General features: G+C 44.4%; 24 protein-coding genes and 1 pseudogene. 22 read left to right on the forward strand and 3 right to left on the reverse strand.

All coding sequences use genetic code 11. The annotated features are described in order from the left end of the window. From fliN to B3F51_RS09190, 22 genes are all read left to right on the forward strand, one after another. Nucleotides 1-459: flagellar motor switch protein FliN (gene fliN / locus B3F51_RS09085; RefSeq protein WP_286946685.1), on the forward strand; the 459-nt coding region annotated here is incomplete at its 5' end. Nucleotides 460-511: 52 nt separating this feature from the next. After that, nucleotides 512-874: a response regulator gene (locus B3F51_RS09090; RefSeq protein WP_070371898.1), complete on the forward strand. Its 363-nt coding sequence runs from the start codon at nucleotides 512-514 to the stop codon at nucleotides 872-874. A 56-nt stretch (nucleotides 875-930) separates the two neighbouring features. Further along, on the forward strand, nucleotides 931-1,248 hold the full coding sequence (gene fliO, locus B3F51_RS09095; protein WP_286946718.1) for a flagellar biosynthetic protein FliO: 318 nt from the start codon (nucleotides 931-933) through the stop codon (nucleotides 1,246-1,248). Then, a complete protein-coding gene (gene fliP, locus B3F51_RS09100; protein ID WP_286946686.1) occupies nucleotides 1,241-2,029 on the forward strand; it encodes a flagellar type III secretion system pore protein FliP in 789 nt (262 codons plus the stop codon). The genes fliO and fliP overlap by 8 nt, the downstream gene beginning before the upstream one ends. A 14-nt stretch (nucleotides 2,030-2,043) precedes the next feature. Beyond that, nucleotides 2,044-2,310, forward strand: coding sequence for a flagellar biosynthesis protein FliQ (gene fliQ / locus B3F51_RS09105; RefSeq protein WP_026395960.1), 267 nt, complete (start codon nucleotides 2,044-2,046; stop codon nucleotides 2,308-2,310). 21 nt (nucleotides 2,311-2,331) lie between these two features. After that, nucleotides 2,332-3,099 (forward strand): flagellar biosynthetic protein FliR, encoded by a 768-nt coding sequence (fliR, locus tag B3F51_RS09110; protein ID WP_148637470.1) that lies wholly within the window; start codon nucleotides 2,332-2,334, stop codon nucleotides 3,097-3,099. A gap of 23 nt (nucleotides 3,100-3,122) precedes the next feature. Beyond that, complete coding sequence (gene flhB, locus B3F51_RS09115) at nucleotides 3,123-4,190, forward strand: flagellar biosynthesis protein FlhB (RefSeq protein ID WP_286946688.1); 1,068 nt, start codon at nucleotides 3,123-3,125, stop codon at nucleotides 4,188-4,190. Continuing rightward, nucleotides 4,187-6,247 carry a flagellar biosynthesis protein FlhA gene (gene flhA / locus B3F51_RS09120; protein ID WP_286946689.1) on the forward strand — a complete coding sequence of 687 codons (2,061 nt, stop codon included), beginning with the start codon at nucleotides 4,187-4,189 and terminating at the stop codon, nucleotides 6,245-6,247. Before flhB ends, flhA begins: the two co-directional genes overlap by 4 nt. A 36-nt stretch (nucleotides 6,248-6,283) precedes the next feature. Beyond that, on the forward strand, nucleotides 6,284-7,147 hold the full coding sequence (locus tag B3F51_RS09125) for a sigma-70 family RNA polymerase sigma factor (protein ID WP_286946690.1): 864 nt from the start codon (nucleotides 6,284-6,286) through the stop codon (nucleotides 7,145-7,147). A 46-nt stretch (nucleotides 7,148-7,193) separates the two neighbouring features. After that, nucleotides 7,194-7,955 (forward strand): flagellar hook-basal body protein, encoded by a 762-nt coding sequence (locus B3F51_RS09130; protein WP_148637474.1) that lies wholly within the window; start codon nucleotides 7,194-7,196, stop codon nucleotides 7,953-7,955. A 59-nt stretch (nucleotides 7,956-8,014) separates the two neighbouring features. After that, nucleotides 8,015-8,716 (forward strand): flagellar hook-basal body protein, encoded by a 702-nt coding sequence (locus tag B3F51_RS09135; RefSeq protein WP_286946693.1) that lies wholly within the window; start codon nucleotides 8,015-8,017, stop codon nucleotides 8,714-8,716. 44 nt (nucleotides 8,717-8,760) lie between these two features. Beyond that, nucleotides 8,761-10,200 (forward strand): DUF342 domain-containing protein, encoded by a 1,440-nt coding sequence (locus B3F51_RS09140; RefSeq protein WP_286946694.1) that lies wholly within the window; start codon nucleotides 8,761-8,763, stop codon nucleotides 10,198-10,200. A gap of 35 nt (nucleotides 10,201-10,235) precedes the next feature. Beyond that, nucleotides 10,236-10,853: a chemotaxis protein CheC gene (locus B3F51_RS09145; RefSeq protein ID WP_148637476.1), complete on the forward strand. Its 618-nt coding sequence runs from the start codon at nucleotides 10,236-10,238 to the stop codon at nucleotides 10,851-10,853. Beyond that, nucleotides 10,850-11,338, forward strand: a complete 489-nt coding sequence (locus B3F51_RS09150) for a chemotaxis protein CheD (protein ID WP_228882285.1) — start codon at nucleotides 10,850-10,852, stop codon at nucleotides 11,336-11,338. Before B3F51_RS09145 ends, B3F51_RS09150 begins: the two co-directional genes overlap by 4 nt. 342 nt (nucleotides 11,339-11,680) lie before the next feature. After that, a complete protein-coding gene (locus B3F51_RS09155) occupies nucleotides 11,681-12,184 on the forward strand; it encodes a chemotaxis protein CheW (protein WP_026395950.1) in 504 nt (167 codons plus the stop codon). A 14-nt stretch (nucleotides 12,185-12,198) separates the two neighbouring features. Continuing rightward, nucleotides 12,199-13,230, forward strand: coding sequence for a protein-glutamate methylesterase/protein-glutamine glutaminase (locus B3F51_RS09160; RefSeq protein WP_286946695.1), 1,032 nt, complete (start codon nucleotides 12,199-12,201; stop codon nucleotides 13,228-13,230). A 440-nt stretch (nucleotides 13,231-13,670) separates the two neighbouring features. After that, complete coding sequence (locus B3F51_RS09165) at nucleotides 13,671-13,976, forward strand: flagellar biosynthesis anti-sigma factor FlgM (RefSeq protein ID WP_286946698.1); 306 nt, start codon at nucleotides 13,671-13,673, stop codon at nucleotides 13,974-13,976. Between the two features lie 49 nt (nucleotides 13,977-14,025). Further along, nucleotides 14,026-14,523: a flagellar export chaperone FlgN gene (gene flgN, locus B3F51_RS09170; protein ID WP_286946700.1), complete on the forward strand. Its 498-nt coding sequence runs from the start codon at nucleotides 14,026-14,028 to the stop codon at nucleotides 14,521-14,523. Nucleotides 14,524-14,544: 21 nt separating this feature from the next. After that, nucleotides 14,545-16,149 (forward strand): flagellar hook-associated protein FlgK, encoded by a 1,605-nt coding sequence (gene flgK, locus B3F51_RS09175; RefSeq protein WP_286946702.1) that lies wholly within the window; start codon nucleotides 14,545-14,547, stop codon nucleotides 16,147-16,149. Nucleotides 16,150-16,205: 56 nt separating this feature from the next. Next, nucleotides 16,206-17,225, forward strand: a complete 1,020-nt coding sequence (locus B3F51_RS09180) for a hypothetical protein (RefSeq protein WP_286946704.1) — start codon at nucleotides 16,206-16,208, stop codon at nucleotides 17,223-17,225. Nucleotides 17,226-17,265: 40 nt separating this feature from the next. After that, entirely contained in the window at nucleotides 17,266-17,868 is a 603-nt protein-coding gene (locus B3F51_RS09185; RefSeq protein ID WP_286946705.1) for a hypothetical protein, read from the forward strand. Nucleotides 17,869-18,169: 301 nt separating this feature from the next. After that, nucleotides 18,170-20,221, forward strand: a complete 2,052-nt coding sequence (locus B3F51_RS09190; protein ID WP_286946706.1) for a flagellin — start codon at nucleotides 18,170-18,172, stop codon at nucleotides 20,219-20,221. Between the two features lie 269 nt (nucleotides 20,222-20,490). On the opposite strand, the gene tnpC is transcribed toward B3F51_RS09190, so the two are convergent. From tnpC to B3F51_RS09205, 3 genes and pseudogenes are all read right to left on the reverse strand, one after another. Then, entirely contained in the window at nucleotides 20,491-22,032 is a 1,542-nt protein-coding gene (gene tnpC, locus B3F51_RS09195; protein ID WP_286946708.1) for an IS66 family transposase, read from the reverse strand. Nucleotides 22,033-22,121: 89 nt separating this feature from the next. Further along, nucleotides 22,122-22,478 (reverse strand): IS66 family insertion sequence element accessory protein TnpB, encoded by a 357-nt coding sequence (gene tnpB / locus B3F51_RS09200; RefSeq protein WP_286946710.1) that lies wholly within the window; start codon nucleotides 22,476-22,478, stop codon nucleotides 22,122-22,124. Next, nucleotides 22,472-22,724 (reverse strand): annotated as a pseudogene (locus B3F51_RS09205) (hypothetical protein); the annotation flags it as partial. The pseudogene B3F51_RS09205 and the gene tnpB, both read right to left, overlap by 7 nt.

Genomic DNA, 22,724 nt, shown 5'->3' on the forward strand with positions numbered 1-22,724 from the left:
CCACCGCCCCCGCCCCCGCCCCCGCCGGTACAACCGGAAGTGGCCTACCAGCAACCACCCCAGGCTCCGCCAGCAGAACCGGCTCGGGTGGTTCGAAATGATCCGCCACCAGCGGCTTATGCCCCACCCCAACAACCGGTGCAGGTCAATCCCTATGAATATCGAAAACTTGGTGAAGAGCAACCAATGAATATCCCTGGGGACAATCTGGACTTGCTGATGTCCGTGCCAATTCAGATTACGGTGGAATTGGGCCGAACCAGAAAAAAAATAAAAGATATCGCCGAGTTGACTTTAGGCAATATTGTCGAGCTGGATCGCCAGGCAGGAGATCAGGTAGATGTCATTGCCAACGGACGATTAATAGCCCGGGGGGATGTGGTCGTTGTTGATGATAACTATAGCGTAAAAATTACCGAAATAATAAAAGTCAGAGACAATTCTGAACAACAAAAATAGCAGAAATTAGTATAGATAAAAAATTCGAAGCATGAATTAAAAGGAGAAGAAAATGAGTAAAATTTTAATTGTAGATGATGCGGCCTTTATGCGGATGATGATCAAGGATAGTTTAAAAAAGGGTGGTTATACCGATTTTATTGAAGCCGAAAATGGCGAGATTGCGTTGGCAGAATACAAAGAAAATAGACCGGATTTAGTTCTATTGGATATTACGATGCCAGTGATGGACGGTATCCAGGCGCTCCAGGCGATTAAGGGTTTTGAACCCCAATCCAAGGTTATTATGTGTTCGGCCATGGGTCAGGAAGGGATGGTCGTCGAAGCCATCAAAAATGGTGCACTGGATTTTATCGTAAAACCCTTTAAAGCAGATCGTCTCCTCCAAACAGTAAATAGTGCCCTTGGCAAATAAAAGAAAGCAGGTCCAAATTGGGTTCTAGTGATGTATTTTCAATAATTCTAGCACTATTGGGGACCGTCGGTGTCATTGTTTTAACCTATTATGGAAGCAGATGGTATATTGAACGCTTCATCAAACGGCCGGGATCATTATCAGGTGAACACCATATGAAGGTCATCGAAAGATTAATTGTCGGGAAAAATGGTTCAATTATCATTGTTGACATTCAGGGGGTACAGTACCTGGTAGGCGTAACCGAACATAACATTCAAATTTTATCACAATTGGATGAACCTATTTCTTATCAAAAAAAGCAGGAAATATCAAAAGAAAGCTTTTTGAGTATGGTAAAATCATTTTCTCAAAAGGAAAAACAGAATGAATGATATAATTGAGACATCGAAAAAAAGAAGCGTGCTTTTAAAAAAAATACTGGTTAACCTTACGGTTATTGCCATTTTGTTTTCTTTGACCGCAGTAAAAGCCCATGCTGCCGAGTTGTCGGTGGAAGGTTTGTTGGCTGGGGAAAGCTCGGATACGGTAAAAATCATCGTCTTAATGACCCTGATAGCGATTGTGCCGACGCTGCTTTTAATGATGACATGTTTTGGCAGAATCATCATTGTGCTTTCGTTTTTAAGAAGTGCCCTGGGTTTGCAACAAACCCCGCCCAATCAGATTCTGGTTGGTCTCGCTCTGGCCATTACGTTTTTTGTAATGGCACCAGTCTTAACCGAGATCAACGAGGTGGCCCTGCAACCCTACAATGCCGGCACGATAAACACCCAGCAATTTTTGGATTCGGCAGTGGAGCCGATTAAAGAATGGATGCTGATGCAAACCACCACCACCGATGTGGATTTATTTAAAAGTCTGGCAATTCAGGCAGGCCAAACCGGTATTGAAAACATGCCACCAGCAGAGTTACCCATGACGGTTGTAATCCCTGCCTTTATCATCAGTGAACTGAAGCGGGCCTTTTTGATTGGGTTTTTGCTGTTTATCCCTTTTCTGATCATTGACATGATTGTTTCGAGTGTACTTATGTCCATGGGGATGATGATGCTGCCGCCGGTTATGATTTCTCTTCCATTCAAGCTGATGCTGTTTGTGGTGGTGGATGGATGGGGATTACTCGTTAAAACCCTGATTATGACCTATAATTAAGAAGGGAGCAGCAAATGAGTACAGGCGATTTAATTGGTATCTTTCGAGACGCAATCTTTACCGGGATGAAGGTGGCAGGTCCCATCCTGTTAATCAGCATGTTGGTGGGCTTGATTATTTCTATTATTCAGGCAGCCACATCCATCAATGAACAGACCATGACATTTGTTCCCAAACTGATTATCACCGCACTGCTGATGATTATTGCTGGTGGATGGATGCTTCAGCAGATGATGGATCTGGTTTTCCGGATCTTTGAGCTGATTGCCACCAAGATCTAACAGATAATATGGGTGATAGACATGACATTTGACATGAACCAGTATTTGATTTTTTTGCTAGCCAGCTGCCGAACGGCCGGGGTGATTTTTTTTAATCCTATTTTTGGCCGCAATAGCGTCCCCAGCATTGTCAAGGTTGGCTTATCTCTGGCCATTGCGATGTTTGCCGTCTTTGAGCTGGGAACGACCCAGGTGATTGATTACAGCGCCATCGAATTTATTGGGGCCATGCTCCAGGGCTTTATTATTGGAATTGTGATTGGTTTTATCATGACCCTTTTTCTTTCGGTTTTTCAGCTGGCTGGGGAGGTTATTGATATGCAAATGGGTTTGAGCATGGCGTCAATGTATGACCCGGCCACCAAGGCTAATATTTCAGTTACCGGAAACCTGCTGACCGCCATGTATGTGCTGATCTTTTTTATTTCAAATGCCCATCTGGCCCTCTTTACGGTAGTAATTAAATCATTTCAGGTTATTCCGCTGGGGTTGGGGCAGGTCAGTGAGCAGGTGGCAGTTTTTTTTATTGAACTGATGTATTATATCTTTATCTATGCTGTCCAGGTCGCTATCCCAATTCTTGTTACAGAGATCGTGTCCGAATTTGCGGTGGGGATCCTGATGCGACTGGTACCAAACATCAATGTATTTGTCATCAATATTCAAATAAAGATTATCATTGGTTTAGTTGTCATCTTCACAATCATCCCGGCATTGGCCAGTTTCATGACTAAAATGAATTTGCTGATGATGGAAAAAATAACTCAGGTACTGACATTTTTCATATAGCACAATAAAAATCGGAGAAAAAAATGGCAGGATCAGAAAAAACCGAAAAAGCGACCCCCAAAAAAAGAAAAGATGAGCGCAAAAAAGGGAACACCTTTCAAAGTAAAGATGTGGTCAGTGTGGTGCTGCTCTTTGTGGCTTTTTTTATCCTAAACCTGCTGGTGGCGTTTATTTATCAGCAGATCAAGAACTTATATTCAGTGCAAATGAAGAAGATCCTGACCATGGAGACCCTGACTGTGTCCGGGGTTAATCAGTTGTTTCGGGAGAGTGCCCTGGTGTTTTTTATTTCCGTGCTACCGGTGGCAGTGGTAATCATGATGGTTGCCATTATTATGTCAGGGGTACAAACCGGCTTTCTGGTAACTGGGGAGGCTCTTAAACCCAAATTCAACCGAATTAATCCACTATCAGGAATCAAGCGGATGTTTTCGCTGGGATCACTGGTGGAACTGCTAAAATCACTGGCCAAGGTAGTACTGATAATTGCCATTATTTATACCACCATTATGGCCATGATTCCGATGACACCCGATATGCTGATCACGAATATTGATGAAAATATGATGTTTATGATGGATGAGACTATGTCCATGGTACAGACCGTCTGTATGATTTTTGCGGTAGTGGCCATTCTGGATTATGCCTATCAGCGCTATGACTATGAAAAGAAACTCAAAATGACCAAGCAGGAAGTCAAAGACGAATACAAGCAGACGGAGGGAAATCCCGAAATTAAAGGCAAGATCCGCCAAAAACAACGGGAAATGAGCATGAGCCGGATGATGCAGATGGTTCCGCAGGCCGATGTCATTGTCAGAAATCCGACCCATTATGCGGTGGCCTTAAAATATGATGCCGACCAGGATGTGGCACCGCTGGTATTGGCAAAAGGGAAAGACCATATTGCTCTGCGAATTGTTAAAGTCGCCGAGGAAAATAAGGTGCTGGTCAAAGAAAACAAGGGTTTGGCACGCAGTCTGTATGAGTCTGTGGAGATTAATGCGTACATCCCGGCAGAACTCTACAAAGCCGTAGCAGAATTAATGGCGTGGGTTTATAGTACTCGTAAAAAGGAAAATGTCAAATGAAAATCATTCAGAACCTTGTCGTTGTCTTTGTAATTCTGACAATCGCCCTTATTATTATTCCACTACCTCCATTTATTCTGGATTTTATGTTTATTTTAAACATATCCATATCCCTGATTATTCTGTTAACCACGATGTATATCAAAGGCCCGTTGGACTTTTCGATCTTTCCATCGCTGCTCTTGATTACAACGCTGTTGCGACTGGCCCTTAACATTTCCTCAACCCGATTGATTCTTTCTAACGGTGGTGAAGCCGGAAAAATCATTGAAACCTTTGGTACATTTGTATTGGGCGGAAATGCTGTTGTTGGGTTTATCGTCTTTATTATCATTGTTATTGTGCAGTTTATCGTTATTACCAAGGGAGCGGAACGAATTTCTGAAGTATCGGCCCGTTTCACCCTGGATGCGATGCCCGGAAAGCAGATGTCCATTGATGCCGATCTTAGTTCCGGGGCAATTACCGATGCCGAAGCCAAAGAAAGGCGACAGAAAATTCAAACCGAAGCCGAGTTCTATGGTTCCATGGATGGGGCCACAAAGCTGGTCAAGGGCGATGCGGTTGCCTCGATGATCATTGCCGTGATCAATCTCGTCGGGGGGATGATTATTGGGATGCTTCAGGGCGGAATGCCCTTGGAAGAAGTGGTTTCAGTCTATACCATCGCTACCGTCGGGGATGGTCTGGTCAGCCAGATTCCAGGGCTGATGATTTCAGTAGCTACCGCTATGATTGTGACCCGGGCCGCTTCAGAAAATAACCTGAATGTCGATGTCAGGAATCAGTTTTTATCCCAACCTCAGGTTTTGGTTATTGCCGGGATTGGTATTGCAGCCCTGGCTTTTATTCCCGGAGCACCAGCATTTCAAATTCTGTTGTTAGCAGTCATGCTCAGTGGCTTTGGTTTACTGCTGATCCGTCGCTCCAATGCCCCGGTGGTGGTGGATGAGGTTGAGCAGATGACCCAGCTGATTCAGGAAGAAAGCAGTGAGGTTGATTTTTACCGGAACATCGATAATGTCTACAATATCATCGGGGTCGAGCCGATCGAAATGGAGTTTGGTTATTCCCTGCTACCGATGGTGGATGAAGGCAGCTCCGGTAACTTTATCGATCGGATCGTTATTTTCCGAAAACAATTTGCCATGGACATGGGCGTGGTTATTCCCACTGTTCGATTAAGAGATAATGGACTCATTAACCCCAACCAGTATATAATTAAGATCAAAGGCGAAGAAATTGCCAAGGGCGAAGTTCTGGTCGGCTATTATCTGGCCCTTGATCCGACCAATACCAGTGAACCCATTGATGGGATTGAAACCATTGAGCCAGCCTACGGCATTAAGGGAAAATGGATCACTGAAAACGAGAAAGAATTGGCTGAGGTTTACGGTTACACGGTTATTGATGCCCTTTCGGTGATTGTGACTCATATGTCTGAGGTTATCAAGAAGCATATGCATGAATTGCTGAGTCGTCAGGACATTAACACCCTGCTGGAAAACGTCTCAAAAGCCAACCCGGCCATTGTCGATGATGTCATTCCCAATATTATTTCGATAGCTGATTTCCAGAAAATTCTGATCAACCTCTTAAATGAAGGAATCCCCATCCGGGATATGGAGAGCATCCTGGAAACCCTGGGAGATCATGGTACCAGTATCAAGGATACGGACATGCTGACAGAATATGTCAGACAGAAACTCAAACGAACCATCACTAGAAAATACACCGATGGCAACAGCATCAAGGTTATTGCGCTGGATCAGGAAATTGAGAACATAATCCTCAATTCGGCGAAGAAAAACGAGCATGGCACCTATCTGGCCATCGACCCTCAGGTGGTGCAAACCATTGTCGAAAAGGTAACCGAGCAAATTGAAAAACTCAAGGAAATCATTGATCATTCGATTATTCTCACTTCCCCAATTGTGCGTATTTATTTTAAGCGATTAATTGAACAATTTATGGCAGACCTAACCGTCCTATCCTTTAATGAAATAGATACCAATATTCAGATTCAGGTGATCGGTATGATAAAGTTGGAAAACTAATCAACGCAAATCCTTCTAAGAATAAGGAGTGTCAGAATGAATGTTGCAGAAATAAATAGCGAAAAAAATGAACTAAGTGATAATGTATCGCAAGAACCGGCAGTCGATCAGATGCTTGAGCAGTCAGTGGAGACACCAGTGACAGAAAAGCTTGTCGATGAGAAGACGATGGCACTCTGGCAATTATATAAAGAACAGCGGACGACTGAAATCCGGAACGAAATCGTTCTGCAATATACCGGCCTGGTTAAGAAAATTGTGTTAAGATTTAAGGGTAGTTACAACAATTTTGGACAGTTGGACGATATGGTTAACCAGGGAATGATTGTCCTGATTGATGCCGTGGAAAAGTTCGACCCGGAGATGGGGAATAAATTTGAAACCTTTGCGACCTTAAAAATCAGAGGAGCAGTGATTGATTTTATGCGTAAGCAGGATTGGGTACCCCGCAGCCAGCGGAGTCTTTCAAAGGTGCTGGAAGAAACTTATGGCGAATTATATGCTGCTCTGGAAAGAGAACCCAGTGAAGCAGAAATTGCCGCCAAAATGGGTATATCGGAGGCTAATCTACAGAAGATTTTACAGCAGCGGCATAATGCCATTGTTTTATCATATGAAGAAGCCATCAACGAAAAAATGATGGAAGTTTCTCCGCTGATTACCGAAGAGCGAGCGGATGACTCTCCGGAATCCACCATCCTGTTTGATGAACTGAAAATGAAGTTGGGCGAAGCCATTGATCAGTTAAAGGAAAAGGAACGTTTGGTAGTCTCACTTTATTATTATGAAAATTTAAAACTTAAAGAAATCGCCGAGGTATTGGGTGTGACCGAGTCACGGGTGTCGCAGATTCACTCTCAGGCGATGATAAAAATGAGAAATCGCTTAAAAAATTATTGATAAGAGAACTATTAAATTAAAGAATTATTAATTAGGAGGTATTACAATGGACAGAGGATCCTATTCAGCCGCAGCTGGGATGTTATCCGGACAGCGAGCCATTAATGTTCTGGCTCAGAACGTTGCCAACGTTAGTACGGCCGGCTACAAAAACCAGTCAACAATCCAGGCAACCTTTGCCGAATACATGGCCTCACGGATGAGCACTGATCCCCAAATTGCTCAGGCTGACATTGGCCCCGGTGCCTACATTACAATTAACGACGCGCAGTATATTGATTTTACTCAGGGCGGTTTTGAAACAACCAACCGCTCAGTGGATATGGCCATTCAAGGTCAGGGGTTTTTCGTCATCCAGAATCCGAATTTTGGACAGGTATTGACTCGGAATGGTCAGTTTGAATTGGATCAACAGGGCTTTTTAACGCTACCAGGGGTTGGTCAGGTTTTAAACACAGTCGGTCAGCCGATTCAACTGGCTGGCAGTGATTTCAAGGTGAAACCGGACGGCACCATTGTTCAAAATGGTGCAGAAGTAACCCGGATCAATATCTCAACGGTGGCTAACGCTGCCGATTTAACCCCGGTCGGAGAAGGGTATTTTCAGAGTGCCACCGGCTTTCAATTAGCTCCGGCGGGAACCTTCAACCTGTTTCAGGAGATGATCGAACGATCAAATGTCGATATGACCGAAGAGATGAGTGACATGATTGCCAAACAGAATAATTTTACTTCGTGCACACAGATGTTAAAAATATTCGACAAGATCAGTGAAATTGCCTCCAATACCATTGGTAGAGTTGGATAATAACGGGATCGCAGTATTTCGGATAGCTAATACTGGAACGTAAAAGGAGAAAAACGAGCATGATTAGAGGATTTTATGCAGCAAAAACCGGCCTGATCAGCCAGCAAAATACACTCAACGTAATTGGAAATAACGTGGCTAATATTAATACCCTGGGCTTTAAACCTCAGGTGGTGGCTTTTGCATCGCTCTTATATGAAAACATCAACGGTGGAGCCGGTGCTGACATCAGTACGGGACACGGTGCCAAAGTACAGAAAATCGGGATTGATTTTACCCAGGGGGAACTGGAACCCACCCGAAGAGAGATGGACTGTGCCATCCAAGGTGACGGCTTTTTCGGAATTCTTAATCGGGAAACAAATGTCGTTACCTATACCCGGGATGGCGTCTTTCACGCCAGCGTCGAAGGTGATCAAAAATATCTGGTGGATATCAGCGGTAACTATGTCTTGGGGAAAGACAACAACCGAATCAATATCACTGCTGGCTATGACAGTGAATTAATTGGGGTCTTTTCATTTCCCAACCGTTATGGTCTGGAATTGTTGGGAACCAACCAATTTGCGCCGACACCAGATTCGGGCGCCGCTCAGTTAGACAACGTCAGCATTATCAGAACCGGCTATATTGAATCATCGGCCACCGATTCGGCTACCGAAATGGTTAAAGTGCTTCAGGCTAACAGTGCTTTTTCGTTTAATTCAAGAATTATCCAATCCACGGATGATATGGAAAAGACGGTAAATCAACTTAGATAAATAAGATGGAATAAAGAAAAAGCGTAGGGAAAAGGGGATGGATTATGTGTGAGGAGAATGCCAAAACAGAACATGCAGCTTTGATTGAAGTCAGTGTCAGTGATGATAAAAAACAGGCTTTTATCAAGCTGGAAAAGCAGGAAGAAGGCAATACCGTTTTTACCAGAGAAGAGTTGCTGGCGGCTCTGGCTGAGAACCAGATTGTTCATGGCATTATTGAAAGTGCTGTGGAAAAGCTGGCCCAGCGACCGATTTACAAGATCCGGATCAAGGTAGCCGAAGCTACCGAACCGATTGATGGCAACGATGGGGTAGTTAATCTGCTGGTCAAAAAAGATGCCGACTACAAACCGGAATACAGTGAAGATGAAACCATTGATTATAAAAACCTCAATTATTTTCAGATGGTCAAAAAGGGTCAGGTTTTATGCGAAATCACCAAAGAAACCCAGGGAATTGAAGGCAAAGATATTTATGGACAGCCGATACCGGCCCATAAAGGAAGAAAGCCGCTGGTGCCAGCGGGTAAAAACACCACTCTGACCGCCGATGAATCGAAGCTTCTGGCTGATTGTGACGGCATCATCAAATTTATCAATACCATTAACATTGATGAGATGATGCACATTCGCAAGAACATCGATTTCTCCACTGGGAATATTAATTTTCCAGGGGATGTGACCATTGATGGGGATGTCAGCAGCGGTTTTTCGGTGAAAGCCGGGGGCAACCTGATTATCAAAGGGGTCGTTGAAGATGCTAAAATCGAGGCTGCCGGGAATGTGGTCATCGCCAAGGGCATCTATGGTGGAAGTTCCGGTGATGTGATTGTCGGTCAGGATCTCCGCTGCAATTACATCGAAAATGCTGTTTTGCACGTTGACGGTGATATTACCGTGGATTACATTATTGATGGAAAAATCACCTGTAATGGTAATATCTATCTATCTGGCAGCAAAGAACTGGTCGTTGGCGGCGAGATTCAACTACTGGGTGAGCTGGTCGCCAGAGATATTGGCAATGATCGGGAATATCCCACCGTTATTCGGATTCTGGGAGAAAAAATCATTGATCAGGATGAAATTGACAGATTGCGCATTAAAGCCGAAGAAACCCAGCTAAAGCTGGCTGACAGCAGCGAAAAAGAAGCCCAGGTCACGGCCCTGTTGCTGGCACAGGAAAAAAAGGACATGCTCAACCGTAAGCACGACAGTCCTGCAATGGAACAGATCGCTACCCTGAAAAAACAGATTGATCGACAGGTACTGACCCTGAAAAAAGAAATCGCAGAAATAGAAAGCGCCATTGCATATGTCGAAAAAAAGGCCAGTATCAGTTATTACGGATCGGTTTCGGCCAAGCGAAAACTCTACCGGGGCACCCGAATTTATTTTGGTGAGATGCCCTTTTCATTCGAGTTTGACAGCCTGGAACATTGCAAAATATATTGGGATAATGATACGATTATAAATGGGATGCTGTAGTAAGGAAAAATGATTGAGGAGAAAGAGGTACAAATTTGTTTGAGAATTATGATGAACTAAATGAAATGCAAATTGATATGCTCCGGGAGATCGGTAATATTGGAGCTGGCAATGCGGCTACCGCCCTGGCCACAATCCTGGATGAAAAGGTGGACATGAGTGTTCCCTCGGTTCGGATCACTGGCTTTGACGAGGCAGTTGCTAATCTGGGCGGGGCCGAAACCATGACCGTGGCGGTGCTGGTCAATTTCAGCGGTGATGCCCACGGGATGATTATGTTTTTACTTAATGTGGAAGATGCCAAAAGCATTATGGACATTCTGGTGGGTGAAGATGATGATGAAGATGGACTCAGCGAAATGAAAATTTCCGGCATCAAAGAAATCGGAAATATTCTGGCTTCCTCCTATGTCAATGCCATTTCGGCATTAACGGGACTGACCATCGAGGTATCGGTTCCCTATGTGGCCATCGACATGGTCGGGGCTCTGATGAGTGTGCCGATTATTGAGTTTGGTGCAATTGGTGACAAATTAATGTTTATTGAAGAAAATTTCCTGGGCGAAACCAACGATTTAAAGAGCAACATGATTATGTTTGCCGAAATCAATACATTAAAAACGATTATGCAAAAACTAGGGCTGGAAATATGAGTCAGGCAATTGTAATTGGAATATCGGATTATAAATTAGCCAAGGGCCCGGAGGTATTGGTCACCTATGCTTTGGGTTCCTGTGTGGGCGTCTGTCTGTACGACAAAGTCACAAAGCTCGGCGGCTTATCGCATATTATGCTGCCGGACAGTACTAATTTTTCAAATAAGGATATCAATCGCAAAAAATTTGCGGATACCGCCATTGTGGATCTGGTTGACGAGATGAAACGAGCCGGATGCGGCAACAACCGCATCGTTGCAAAAATTGCCGGTGGTGCTCAAATGTTTGAGGTTCAGCCCGGCAGTAAGCTGGGAGCCATCGGGGAACGCAATATTCTTTGTGTCAAGCAGGTACTGAGCCAGCTGCGGATTCCCATTCTGGCCGAAGATACCGGACTTAATTTTGGACGAACCCAATATTTTGATCTGGCTACGGGCGTTATGAAGATACAGTCCCTGAATCGCCGGATTGAGGAATTTTAAAGCTAGTTCAGCTGAATATAGTATTATTTCGTAGGGGCGATCCGAGATCGCCCGCACACGACTTGAATAATTCGATCAGTTCAATTTGCAAGGTCCTTTAATTTATTAATATGGTTTTAAATCAAAATAACCAATTATTTGTTGAGCACTTTGTGCCCAACATTTTTTTTGAATATAAATTCACGGCTTCATTCACAATAAGTTTAAACGCCATTAATCAGGGTAAAAAAAGAACAAGAATTTTGTCAAAGAGATGAATAAATTAGGGTGTACCTTTTTAGGCGTTTCAAGTATAATGGTTACAATGAAAACTTTAAAAAATATTTGAAGAGGAGATTTATAATGGCAGAAAATGTTGTAGATAATTACAATCTGGAAGAAGATACTCAGCACGGTAGATTTCTAACCTTTTCCTTAGAAGATGAAGTATTTGGCATTGAAATAAAATATGTAACGGAAATTATTGGCATGCAGTCAATAACCAAGGTGCCGGAAGTACCAACCTATATTAAAGGGATCATCAATCTGCGGGGTAAAATTATACCAGTGCTTGATGTCCGGCTGCAGTTTGGCAAAGAACCGGTGGATTATAATGACCGTACCTGTATTGTGGTTATCGATATCGAAGCGGTTTCCGTCGGCTTGATCGTTGATAATGTTGAAGAAGTACTGACTATTGACGATGAAGAAATTGCGCCACCGCCATCGAACAAAACCGGTTTTGAAAATCGTTTTATGAAAGGGATTGGTAAAGCTGGTGGCAAGGTTCAATTATTGCTGGACTGTGAACGCCTGCTGAAGAATGAAGAAATCGAAGTGATCGAAGAATTGCTTGAAGAAAAATAAGTGGAGGATCCGTGATGAGACTTAAGCAAAGAATTAAGGTGCTGATCGTAGACGATTCCCTGGTCTTTCGTGAGTCTTTATCAAGGGAAATATCGAAAGATCCGGACATTGAAGTCGTGGGGACAGCAACCGACCCCTATATGGCCAGAGATTTGATCATTAAACTAAAGCCCGACGTCTTAACCCTGGACGTTGAAATGCCCAAAATGAATGGTATTGAATTCTTAAAAAAACTGATGCCTCAGTATCCCTTGCCGGTAATTGTTGTCAGCTCGGTTTCCAAAAACGTTCTCGATGCTTTGGATGCCGGGGCCGTAGAATTTGTCACCAAACCCAATGTCACCCGTCCCGGCGGGATGGCTTCTTTTGTCAACGAACTGATTATCAAAATAAAAATTGCCTCCACCGCCAAGGTCGGAAATCGTAAAAGCGATTATACACCCAGCCGGCCGGTGGCCAATCAGGGTATTGACACCATGAGCAAGATCATTGCCATCGGTGCCTCCACCGGCGGAACCGATGCCATCCATACGGTAATTTCCGGTCTGCCCCGGGATATGCCCCCGATTATCATTGTCCAGCATATGCCCCCGGTGTTTACTAAGCTCTATGCCGAGCGTCTGAATAACACCTGTGAGCTGGAAGTAAAAGAAGCCGAGGACGGCGATGCCTTAAGACCCGGCCGGGTTCTGATCGCCCCCGGAAATTTCCAGATGCGTCTGGCCAAACGGGGGACCGGTTATATTGTTAAATGCACCCAGGAAGAAAAAGTCAGCGGACATTGTCCCTCGGTTGATGTTCTTTTCGATTCAGTGGCCGCTGTGGCCGGGAGACAGTCGGTGGGTGTTATTCTCACCGGCATGGGCCGGGACGGCGCCAATGGTCTGCTGAAGATAAAAAAAACCGGAGCCTACACCATCGGACAGGACGAAAAATCCTCGGTGGTCTACGGTATGCCGATGGTGGCCTATAACATCGGTGCAGTTGACAAACAATTACCCCTGGATCGTATTGCCGACGAAATTATCCGATTTTTGTCGAAATAAGGCCGATGCCGATAACGGGCGAACACGGTTCGCCCCTACAAGCTAAAAAATACCAACGTAACGCATCATCCCGTAGGGGCAATCATTGATCGCCCGCAACGTCGATGTCAAATCGAATGTTGATCAAAAAATCATGCCGTTGCCCGGGCGGGTACTACCCGCCCCTACGAACCAAAACTACCAGTGCAATAATAAAAAACCAACGTAACACTTCATCCCGTAGGGGCGATCCGAGATCGCCCGCCATACCCCGCACCTAAAATCCAGACACCAATACTTTATGAGGCTGTCTGGATTTTTTTCTTCATCCCGCCATCATTATTTTTCTTTCTTTTGCTAAAGTTTTCTTTTATAATGACGATAAGTATAACAAGCAGAAATATCACCAAAATTCAGACAGATTTTAACAAAATAGATTATCCTATAAAGGAGGTAAAGTCATGAAAATTTCACTCGGCAATAATCCCGCCGTTCAAGCCAAAATTGGCCAGGATACCGCCACTGAATCAGCCCGTCGTGTTAATGCTGAAAACAAAAAAAATCCTATTGCTAAAACCGATAGCACCGACATTTCCAACAGTCGCAGTGCATCTTTTGAAGACAGCCGGGTTGCCACTGCTAAATCAGCCATTCTTTATGACGTCACCGTCAAAGATTCAGACCGTTTAAGCGAGCTTAAAGCGGCCGTTCAAAACGGCACCTATCACGTACCCACCAGTGATCTGGTGGATTCCATTCTAAAATAAGTTCCCGGCCCTTTGAAGCAGTCGGGAACTTGATTCGAGGAGGCTTAATATGCTTGAAACAACAGAATATCAAGAAACACTCGATAGTTTTTATAACTATCTTTTCGGGGTTATTAAGCTTCATCGTGATACCATACCCAAACTCAAAGACGAACTGATGCTGATTCAGAGCAATAGCATTGATGAACTCAGCGATAACCTTAATCATCAGCAAATCTTTTTGTATCAGATAAAAACATTTGATCAGGATGTTACCGCCTACATGGAAAAACTGGGTGTCAGCGGTAAAAATATTTCCGAAGTGATTAAACAGCTACCCGAGGATGAAAAAAAGCGATTTGAAGAATTGCTGGCCGAATTTAAAGCAACAGCCAAAGAAATGCAATTCTATAAGGATAAATGTCAGACCCTGCTCCAGACAAAACTGCATACCGTCAACAAAAGTATCGCCCAGTTTAAAGCAAAACAGGATAAAATGACATATGGCGAAGATGGCAAAGAAGAGAGCAGTGTCAAGCTTCCCAGTGCTTTTGAAAAGAGTGTTTAAAATAGATTAAGGAGAAATGATATGACCGCAACATTTGTATCATATAATATCGCCAGTCGGGCCATGGATGCCAGTCAGGCCAGCATTAATATCGTCGGGAATAATATTTCCAATGTTAATACCGAAGGATACACCCGCCAGCGGGTGGACATCGTTTCGGTGACCACCAGTGGCAAGGTAGAAAAATATGCAACGCCAGTGGTTTCAACCGGTCTTGGCTCCAAAGCCACCGGTACCACCCAGTTGCGGGATCCCTACATTGATGCCCGATACCGGAATCAGAATTCCGAAAACAACCGCTATGAAACCATGGTTAAAGGCATTGGCAATCTGGAAGATGTTTTTGATGAAGCCTCGGCCGAAGCCCTTCAGGGAGAATTGTCCAGCTATATTAACGACCTGCAGAGCTTATCACAGACACCAACCAGCTCGGACATTGCCCAGGTGGTGAGGTCAGCTGCGGAAAAAGTCACCCAGATGCTTAACATGTATGCCAATCAACTGGATGAAATTCGTACCGAACAGACTGAAAACCTCGAAGTGACCGTAAAGAGTGAATTTAATGCCTATGTCAAAAATATTGCAGCGCTGAATGAACAGATCCAACGGGAAGAAATTTACGGCAATACACCCAATGAACTGTATGATCAGCGCAATTTACTGATTGATAAGCTTTCAGAGGTTTCCAACGTCAAGGTTAGCATGTCGCCAGCTGATCGGATCTCAGAAAACCTTTCCATTCCTCACTATCGCATCACCATTGAAAATCCCAGTGGTGGACAACCCATTCTGATCGTCGATAATGATAAATACGCCGAAATGAGTCTGGATGCAACCACCGATCCCCTTGATGTGAAACTTTTAATTACCGATACTGTCGGCAATTTAAGAGATGACACCAACAGTCTCGTCACTGACGGTAAGCTTGAGGGCTATTTAAGCATTATCAACGGTAAAGGCAGCTTTGCCAGTGCAACTGAAAATGATGCCAAGGGAATTTATTACTATAATGAAAAGATTGATATTTTCGCAAAACAGTTCGCAGAAACGATGAATAAGTTAAATAGTGAGATTTATGAATCGGATGGATCAGGCGGTTATGTGCTTAATGATTACAGTACCGATCCCCTTAATCTCTTCACCGACTCTTCCGGCACCGTAACTACAAATTTGACCGCCCGAAACATTCAGGTGTCAACGGCCTGGCTTAGCAACCCATCTTATATTAATACCACCCGTAAGCCAGCGATTGATCCAACGCCAACCGGCTATGAAGCCACCCCGGCCGGTTCTGACAATGTATTGCGGATGATTGAAAATATGAGTAGTAAGGTTGATTTTAAAGACAGTGACGGCAATATCATTTTAACCGGAACCTTTAATGAATACATGACCAGCGTGGTCAGTGAAGTAGCTACCGATGTGGAGCTCTACACCAATTTTTCCAAAACTGCCACCAATGTATTCCAGACCATTTCCGATACCAGAGACTCGGTCTCGGGGGTTTCGCTCAATGAAGAAGGAATCAACCTGTCCGCTTTCCAGAAGGTTTACGGGGCAGCCGTTCGGTATTTTAACGTACTGGACGAGAATCTTGATACCATCATCAATAAGATGGGTGTCTGATTATTTTAAAATACAAACGAATGTAATGGGATTATAACAGGAAGGGAAGTGAAAATATGCGAATTACCTATCGAATGATGACCTCAAAATATTCCACCAATTTAAATAGTCTGTCATCAGACCTGGATAAGCTGAATACCCAGGTGGCAACCGGACGAAAATATGCCAAAACATCGGAGGATGTGTCATCAGCGGTACGGGGCTATCAGATCCGCCGGAACCTGGCCAAGGTTTCAGGCTATCAGGATAATATTCAACATGCCGAAGGCTTTTTGACCAATTCGGAAAGTACTTTGGGGCAGATTGAATCTTCCCTGGCTGAAGCCACCGATAAAATCCTGCAGGGAATGAATGGCACCCAAAGTGAAGGGGATCGGAAGATTATTGCCACCGAGCTGCGCACCATTCAATCACAGATGCTGGAAACCATGAATACTGAGGTAACCGGGATGTACCTTTTTGGCGGCACCAATAACCAGAAACCCTTTAGTTTGGGTGCTGATGGCAAGCTGCAGTATAATGACGTGAACCTGGATAGTTTAGTTAAAGGTTCAGCAGAAGCAGATAAACTGGAGAATGACAGCATGTATGTGGATATTGGTCTGGGGGTAAAGTTTGACGATACCACCGGTGAGGTTGACCGTAATTCAGTCTTTAACTATTCATTTCCGGGGCTGAGCTTTATGGGAATGGGCACCAATACCGAAGCAGTACCGGGAGAAGCGGTCTCCAACAATCTTTATGATCTGCTCGGACGGATCGCTACTGAATTTGAAAAAGCCGATGGCGATTATTCCTTTGATAAGGTCGATAAACTGTATGGTTTGTACAAGGATAACAGCCTGAAGGCCTATCAGACCACCACCGAAATCGGGGCCAAATCCCAGTATCTGGAGTTTATGACCAACCGTTATGAAACCCAAAACTTTAACCTTGAAGAACGACAAACCCAGGTTGAAGGGGTCGATGCTGCCTATACCTACATTGCATTCCAAAGCCAGAAGGTGGCCTATCAGGCGGCCCTGCAGATGGGCAGCAGTGTGGTGCAGCAGTCCGTTTTTGATTACATGTCATAATTTGCAAATAGAGCAAGAAAACAGAAAGGAGGAAAAAAGGATGGAAAACTTAATCACCATTGAGACGGTGCCCATAAAAATTGATTTTGTGGAAAAAGAGCCGCTGAAGTTGTCGGCAGTGCATTCAACCCAGATGGAAGTCAAACAGGAAAGCGGGCATCAGATAAAAAGCGAGCCGGTTCGGTTGGCATTGCAGGACTATTACGAGCCCAGCATGTCCTATGCCTGGGACAACTCCACCTATACGGTGATCCCCAAGTTTGATACCGAAGGAAATCTGAATTTAGATATCAAGATGGAAGATGGGCAATCCCGGGCCATCCGTTTTAAACATGCCGACCGCAGTATTGAGTCGATGACGGGCAAGGCCAATCTCAGCACTGTGGAAACCGGAAACTTGCAGATCAGTATTCCGATGACCCAACTTTCCAGCGGGATGCCGGAGGCCAATAACTTAAACACCGAATTTATGCCCCCGGATCTTAAGCTGGTGGTTACCCAGCGGCCCGATGTGATTATTAAATACGTTGGCGGCCCCATCTATGTTCCCCCCAGCTCCGACCCCAGTTATCGCCCTCCCCTGGGCTTTGAACCGCAACAGCCCACCCAACAATCCCCCCCCTTACTGGACGAAAAAGTATAAAAGGCGGCAACGCCTTTTTTAAATGCAAAAAAATCTTCAAAAGACCTAAACTCTTCTTCATTCCTGCCGATAATAAAACCAACAGACAAAACGGCCATATTAATTCGCCACAGATAAGCAAAAAACTTTGGAGAAACCCGAATATTTTTCAAAAACCTGCTAAAGTTAATTAAAGTTGTGACGATATTAATATCAAGAGCGAAAAAGCTTAAACATTTGGCGGAACTTGCGTACGAAGGAAAGCCTCAAAATTCCCCCTGCTGAGGGTAATCAGCTAAATTAAAAAACGGAGGAAAAAACAATGAGAATCAATCATAATATTGCCGCCCTTAATACCTATAACAAATTAACGGCAAATACGGCTGCCACTTCCAAATCGTTGGAAAAACTGTCTTCTGGTTTAAAAATCAACAAAGCTGGCGATAACGCTGCCGGTTTAGCGATTTCTGAAAAAATGCGTGGTCAGATCCGCGGTTTGGATCAGGCTTCCACCAATGCCAGCGATGCGATTTCATTAATTAACACTGCAGAGGGTGCATTAAGTGAAACCCACTCCATTCTTCAGAGAATGCGGGAATTAGCAGTTCAATCATCCAATGATACCAACGTAACTATTGACCGTGATGAAATTCAGAAGGAAATGAATCAGTTAACCTCGGAAATCAACCGAATTGGGAATACCACGGAGTTCAATACCCAGAAGCTGTTAGATGGCGGTGGTTCAACTCAAGCAACTCAGACTGTTACGACAACTGCAGCTGGTGGTGCAAAAGGGGCTACATCAACGATCTCTACACTGACAGCTAGTCAAACAGGGAAGGCAAAAGCTGACTATACTCTAGATAATGGCATGACTTTATCTCTTGAAGCCCAAAATGTTGGAGAAGAACTCAACGGTTATACAGTTGTATTTGCTGATGGGGCAGCAGGGGTGTCTTTAGCGGGAAATACACTTACTGTAACTAATGATTTTACTGCAGGTGTGACGGTAAATGCCCTTCAAACGCAAATAAACACGTCCGGGTTAGTGACTGCTCCGGTAAATGTTACTTTAACAAATGCAGCTGGCGTTGCTCAAGCAGGCGCTACCTCACTAACTGAAGCGACGCATGGAATGGCTGGGCAAAGTGATACATTTGAAGATGGTTTAGCAGCTGAAGTGAGAGGAAGCTTCTCCTTTGATATTACCCAGAACTTCAAAAATGCTGGTGAAACTATTGCATTTGATATCCCAACGGGCGGTACTCCTTCTGAAATTACAAGCGTGACTTTAACTTCTGTTGCTGCTGGTGCAGGTGCTAATCAATTTAATATTGGTACTGCTACAGCCCTTTTGACTGAAGAACAACAAGCTGCAAGCATTCGGGATGCTTTAACTGCAAATGCAACAGTAAATACAATTTATGATGTTTCTGTATCAGGAAGTAAAATTGTATTAACAGAAAAAGCAGGTCAGACTCAGGGAATGGCTGCTGAAATGGGGACTGTTACTTCAGCTGCAAAAGCTGGTACATTTACTTACACCCACTCTTCTAGTAAAGTTGTTGAAGCTGGTGGAAAGTTTGTTATTGATGGTGAAGAAATTCAAGTTGTCGATGGCAGTGGGGAAGAAGATGCCACATTGGTATCCCAAGGTAAAGCTATCATGTTTAATGAGTCAATTACTGCAAATTCGACAACCGCAGCCGGACAGGCAGATCTTCTTGCAACGGCTATTGGAACATTAAATTCAACATTAAGTACAAAATACACGGCTGTAGATGATGGTGCCGGGTTAATTACATTAACCCAACGTGCGAATATGGAATCGGAAACAGCACCAACAATAAAAACAGCAAGCGAATCTGGAGAAGGGTTTGAAGCTAGTTTCCAAATTGGGGCAAATACGGCACAAAGCTTAACTATTGAAGTAAATGATATGCGATCAGAAGCTTTGTCAATTTCAGGAACAGAATCTGGCGATACTATCACAGCCAAAAATGGATCGGTAGCTACCCTCACTACTACTAAAGATGTAACAAATGGAACTACCAATACCGGAGCAGAATATGCCTTGGATGTATCAACACACGAAAAAGCAACTGCTGCTATCAGTGTTATCAATGATGCGATTGAATCGGTATCTGCTGAACGTTCTAAACTCGGTTCTTACCAGAATCGTCTGGAACATACCATTAATAACTTAGGTACTTCTTCTGAAAACCTGACAACTGCTGAATCTCGAATCCGTGACGTTGACATGGCTAAAGAAATGATGGAATTCACCAAGAACAACATTCTTTCTCAAGCTGCTCAGTCAATGTTGGCACAGGCTAATCAACAGCCACAAGGTGTGCTGCAGTTATTACAATAAGATTAAACGATTCTTTAAAAAATCACCTTCGGGTGATTTTTTATTGCTAAAAATTGATTAGTCAAGATCCCGTTAATATGATAAACTAAGCAAAGAGGTTGTGTAAAGGCAGGTAACACTCGCTGGCATTTTTGCACTCAAAAATAAAAACGCAAAACACAATTTAGGTTTATCGCATTGACGTTTCGTAAGCGCTTAAATACAAGGTGCCACAAAAAATAAAAAAGAACCGGCGCCAGCAGTAGACCAGTTCTGGATAAATCCATTTATTATTTGCATTCCGCCTGTATCTGCTCTGACCAGGGCATCAGTTCTTCGAGTGCCTCCGGATCATTCTGATAATCCGCATCCGGCATATAAAGCAGCAGGTGATTAAGGTAAGTGTGAACATTCAGTCCATTGGCTTTGGCTGTTTCAACAAGGCTGTATATCGCAGCACTGGCAGAAGCTCCTTTGGGTGTATCTGAAAAGAGCCAGTTTTTTCGACCCACCGTGAAGGGGCGAATGCTGTTTTCCGCCAGATTGTTAGAAAGTGAACAGCGACCGTCAAGGAGGTAGTTTTCCATGTAACGTTTCTGGTTCCGGGCATAGTTCACAGCTTTACCGAGTGCGGAGCCCTGCAGGACATTTAAGGTATCGATCCAGCACCAAAAGGCCTCCAGAACCGGTTTTTCCAGTTCCAGACGCTTAAGATAACGTTCATCGGGAGTCAACCCGGAGAGTGTCTCTTCGATTTTAAAAAGCCGGTTGCAGTAATCCCGGCCGATTTCAGCCGGGGTAGGTGGCTTGCTTTCAAGGCGTTTGCCCGTGGGTACGGCCTCCACAAATTTCCTGCGCAGATGTGCCCAACAGCCGCACCGGGTCACGCTTTTCAGGCAATTGTACCCCGCATAGCCATCGCTGTGAAGAAAACCATTGAACTCCTTCAGGTAGTTCAGTGCATTTTCGCCGCTTTTGGACTTCCGGTAGTCGTACAGGATGATGGGGGGTCTTCCGTCATTTCCGGTACGATAAAGCCACATGGTCGATTTTGACTGGGGCTTTTTCCCGTCCTCCTTCAAAACCTGAACCGGAGTTTCGTCACAATGAAGAATCTCCCGCTGAAGCAGCTTTTTCCGGAGATGAACAATGATGGGTTGCAGATAGTCCTGAGAACACCGGATGATCCAGTTGGCCATGGTTGCTCTTGACAGCGCAAATCCCAGCTGCTCCCAATCCTTTTCCTGACGATAAAGCGGCATTGCATTGACATATTTCTGATACATGACATAAGCCACCGTACTGGGCGATGCCAGTGAATGGGCCATCAGCGGGGAAGGCGTCAAAGCTTTTTCAATATATGGCGTATCGGTATGCTTGCACCGGGGGCATTCATAAGCCATCCGGATATACCGGATAATCGACAGTTTGGCCGGGATATATTCCAGTTCTTCGCGAACGGTTTCTTTCCCGATCGGGCGAAGCAGGGTGTTACAGCGGAGGCAGTTTTGATCGTCTTCATGGATCTCACAGAGTATTTCCTTTACGGGAAGGTCTTTAAGCCGTTCTTCCCGTCCGGTTTTGGGACTGGTCCGTTTATAGCCATGGACATCCTTAACCACCGGTTCCGGGGCGTGGGGATTTACTTCGGCTTCCGCTTCATTGAACAGGCAAATTTGTCCATCCAGCGTTGACTTTGGCGTTTTTTCACTGGAGCTGCCAAATTTCTCTTTCCGGAGCAGCAGAATCATTTCCGTAAGGTTGTTTACCTGCTGTTCGAGGCTTTTGATGGTGGTTTCCAGCTGTTTAATATAAGTGTCCCGTTCATCCATCCGGTTTATTTCTCCCGTTTATTAATGGATCCATTATACCATGAAAACGTTGATAAAGCCAGCTGTTATGCGGTTTCAAGTGTTTTTGATCAACAGAAATCACCGGGTTCCACCGATTTGATGGCTCGGGGTTGATCAACCGAAAGTCCTTCCAGCAGCCACCTGAATTCTTTCCAGGACAGGGTTCGAACCTCATTTTCGGTCCGGGGCCATTTGTAGTTGCCATTTTCAAGACGTTTGTAAAGCAGAACAAAACCGTCCCCTTCCCAAAGCAGCGCCTTAATCCGATCCCGACGCTTCCCGCAGAATAAGTAAAGTGCCGGTGAAAAAGGATTCAACCCCATTGTTTCCTGCACCAGTGCCGCCAGTCCATCAATGGATTTACGCATATCAGTATAACCACAGGCGATGTAAATTTCCCTGGCAATTGTAATGTCGCCTAACATAATACTTTCATTGCCAGCAGAACCGCTTCGATGGTTTCCGGGGCAGCTCCATCCATCACCTCAATCGTTGCCGATGGAAGATTAATCACCACTGCTGGACTCCGGTTCGTTTTTCCCAGACTCATCGGAAGTTTGGCAAAAGTAACCGGACCATCCGGTTCCAGTTGTGTGGACACCATTTCCTGGCCACAAGCTTGTTGACGGATGCGTTTCAGCCAATAAAAATAGGATGTTTCTTTAACCAGA

This window comes from Acetobacterium sp. UBA5834 (assembly GCF_002435675.1).
Taxonomy (GTDB): Bacteria; Bacillota; Clostridia; order Eubacteriales; family Eubacteriaceae; genus Acetobacterium; species Acetobacterium wieringae.

Excerpts from the sequence above, each read along its gene's own strand:
- flgN (WP_286946700.1), top strand. The coding sequence starts at position 14,026 with ATGCTTGAAACAACAGAATATCAAGAAACACTCGATAGTTTTTATAAC.
- fliP (WP_286946686.1), top strand. The coding sequence starts at position 1,241 with ATGAATGATATAATTGAGACATCGAAAAAAAGAAGCGTGCTTTTAAAA.
- B3F51_RS09190 (WP_286946706.1), top strand. The coding sequence starts at position 18,170 with ATGAGAATCAATCATAATATTGCCGCCCTTAATACCTATAACAAATTA.
- tnpB (WP_286946710.1), bottom strand. The coding sequence starts at position 22,478 with ATGTTAGGCGACATTACAATTGCCAGGGAAATTTACATCGCCTGTGGT.
- flgK (WP_286946702.1), top strand. The coding sequence starts at position 14,545 with ATGACCGCAACATTTGTATCATATAATATCGCCAGTCGGGCCATGGAT.
- fliQ (WP_026395960.1), top strand. The coding sequence starts at position 2,044 with ATGAGTACAGGCGATTTAATTGGTATCTTTCGAGACGCAATCTTTACC.
- B3F51_RS09125 (WP_286946690.1), top strand. The coding sequence starts at position 6,284 with ATGAATGTTGCAGAAATAAATAGCGAAAAAAATGAACTAAGTGATAAT.
- B3F51_RS09140 (WP_286946694.1), top strand. The coding sequence starts at position 8,761 with ATGTGTGAGGAGAATGCCAAAACAGAACATGCAGCTTTGATTGAAGTC.
- fliR (WP_148637470.1), top strand. The coding sequence starts at position 2,332 with ATGACATTTGACATGAACCAGTATTTGATTTTTTTGCTAGCCAGCTGC.
- B3F51_RS09150 (WP_228882285.1), top strand. The coding sequence starts at position 10,850 with ATGAGTCAGGCAATTGTAATTGGAATATCGGATTATAAATTAGCCAAG.
- B3F51_RS09185 (WP_286946705.1), top strand. The coding sequence starts at position 17,266 with ATGGAAAACTTAATCACCATTGAGACGGTGCCCATAAAAATTGATTTT.
- B3F51_RS09180 (WP_286946704.1), top strand. The coding sequence starts at position 16,206 with ATGCGAATTACCTATCGAATGATGACCTCAAAATATTCCACCAATTTA.
- flhA (WP_286946689.1), top strand. The coding sequence starts at position 4,187 with ATGAAAATCATTCAGAACCTTGTCGTTGTCTTTGTAATTCTGACAATC.
- B3F51_RS09155 (WP_026395950.1), top strand. The coding sequence starts at position 11,681 with ATGGCAGAAAATGTTGTAGATAATTACAATCTGGAAGAAGATACTCAG.
- B3F51_RS09130 (WP_148637474.1), top strand. The coding sequence starts at position 7,194 with ATGGACAGAGGATCCTATTCAGCCGCAGCTGGGATGTTATCCGGACAG.
- B3F51_RS09090 (WP_070371898.1), top strand. The coding sequence starts at position 512 with ATGAGTAAAATTTTAATTGTAGATGATGCGGCCTTTATGCGGATGATG.
- flhB (WP_286946688.1), top strand. The coding sequence starts at position 3,123 with ATGGCAGGATCAGAAAAAACCGAAAAAGCGACCCCCAAAAAAAGAAAA.
- B3F51_RS09135 (WP_286946693.1), top strand. The coding sequence starts at position 8,015 with ATGATTAGAGGATTTTATGCAGCAAAAACCGGCCTGATCAGCCAGCAA.
- B3F51_RS09160 (WP_286946695.1), top strand. The coding sequence starts at position 12,199 with ATGAGACTTAAGCAAAGAATTAAGGTGCTGATCGTAGACGATTCCCTG.
- B3F51_RS09165 (WP_286946698.1), top strand. The coding sequence starts at position 13,671 with ATGAAAATTTCACTCGGCAATAATCCCGCCGTTCAAGCCAAAATTGGC.
- tnpC (WP_286946708.1), bottom strand. The coding sequence starts at position 22,032 with ATGGATGAACGGGACACTTATATTAAACAGCTGGAAACCACCATCAAA.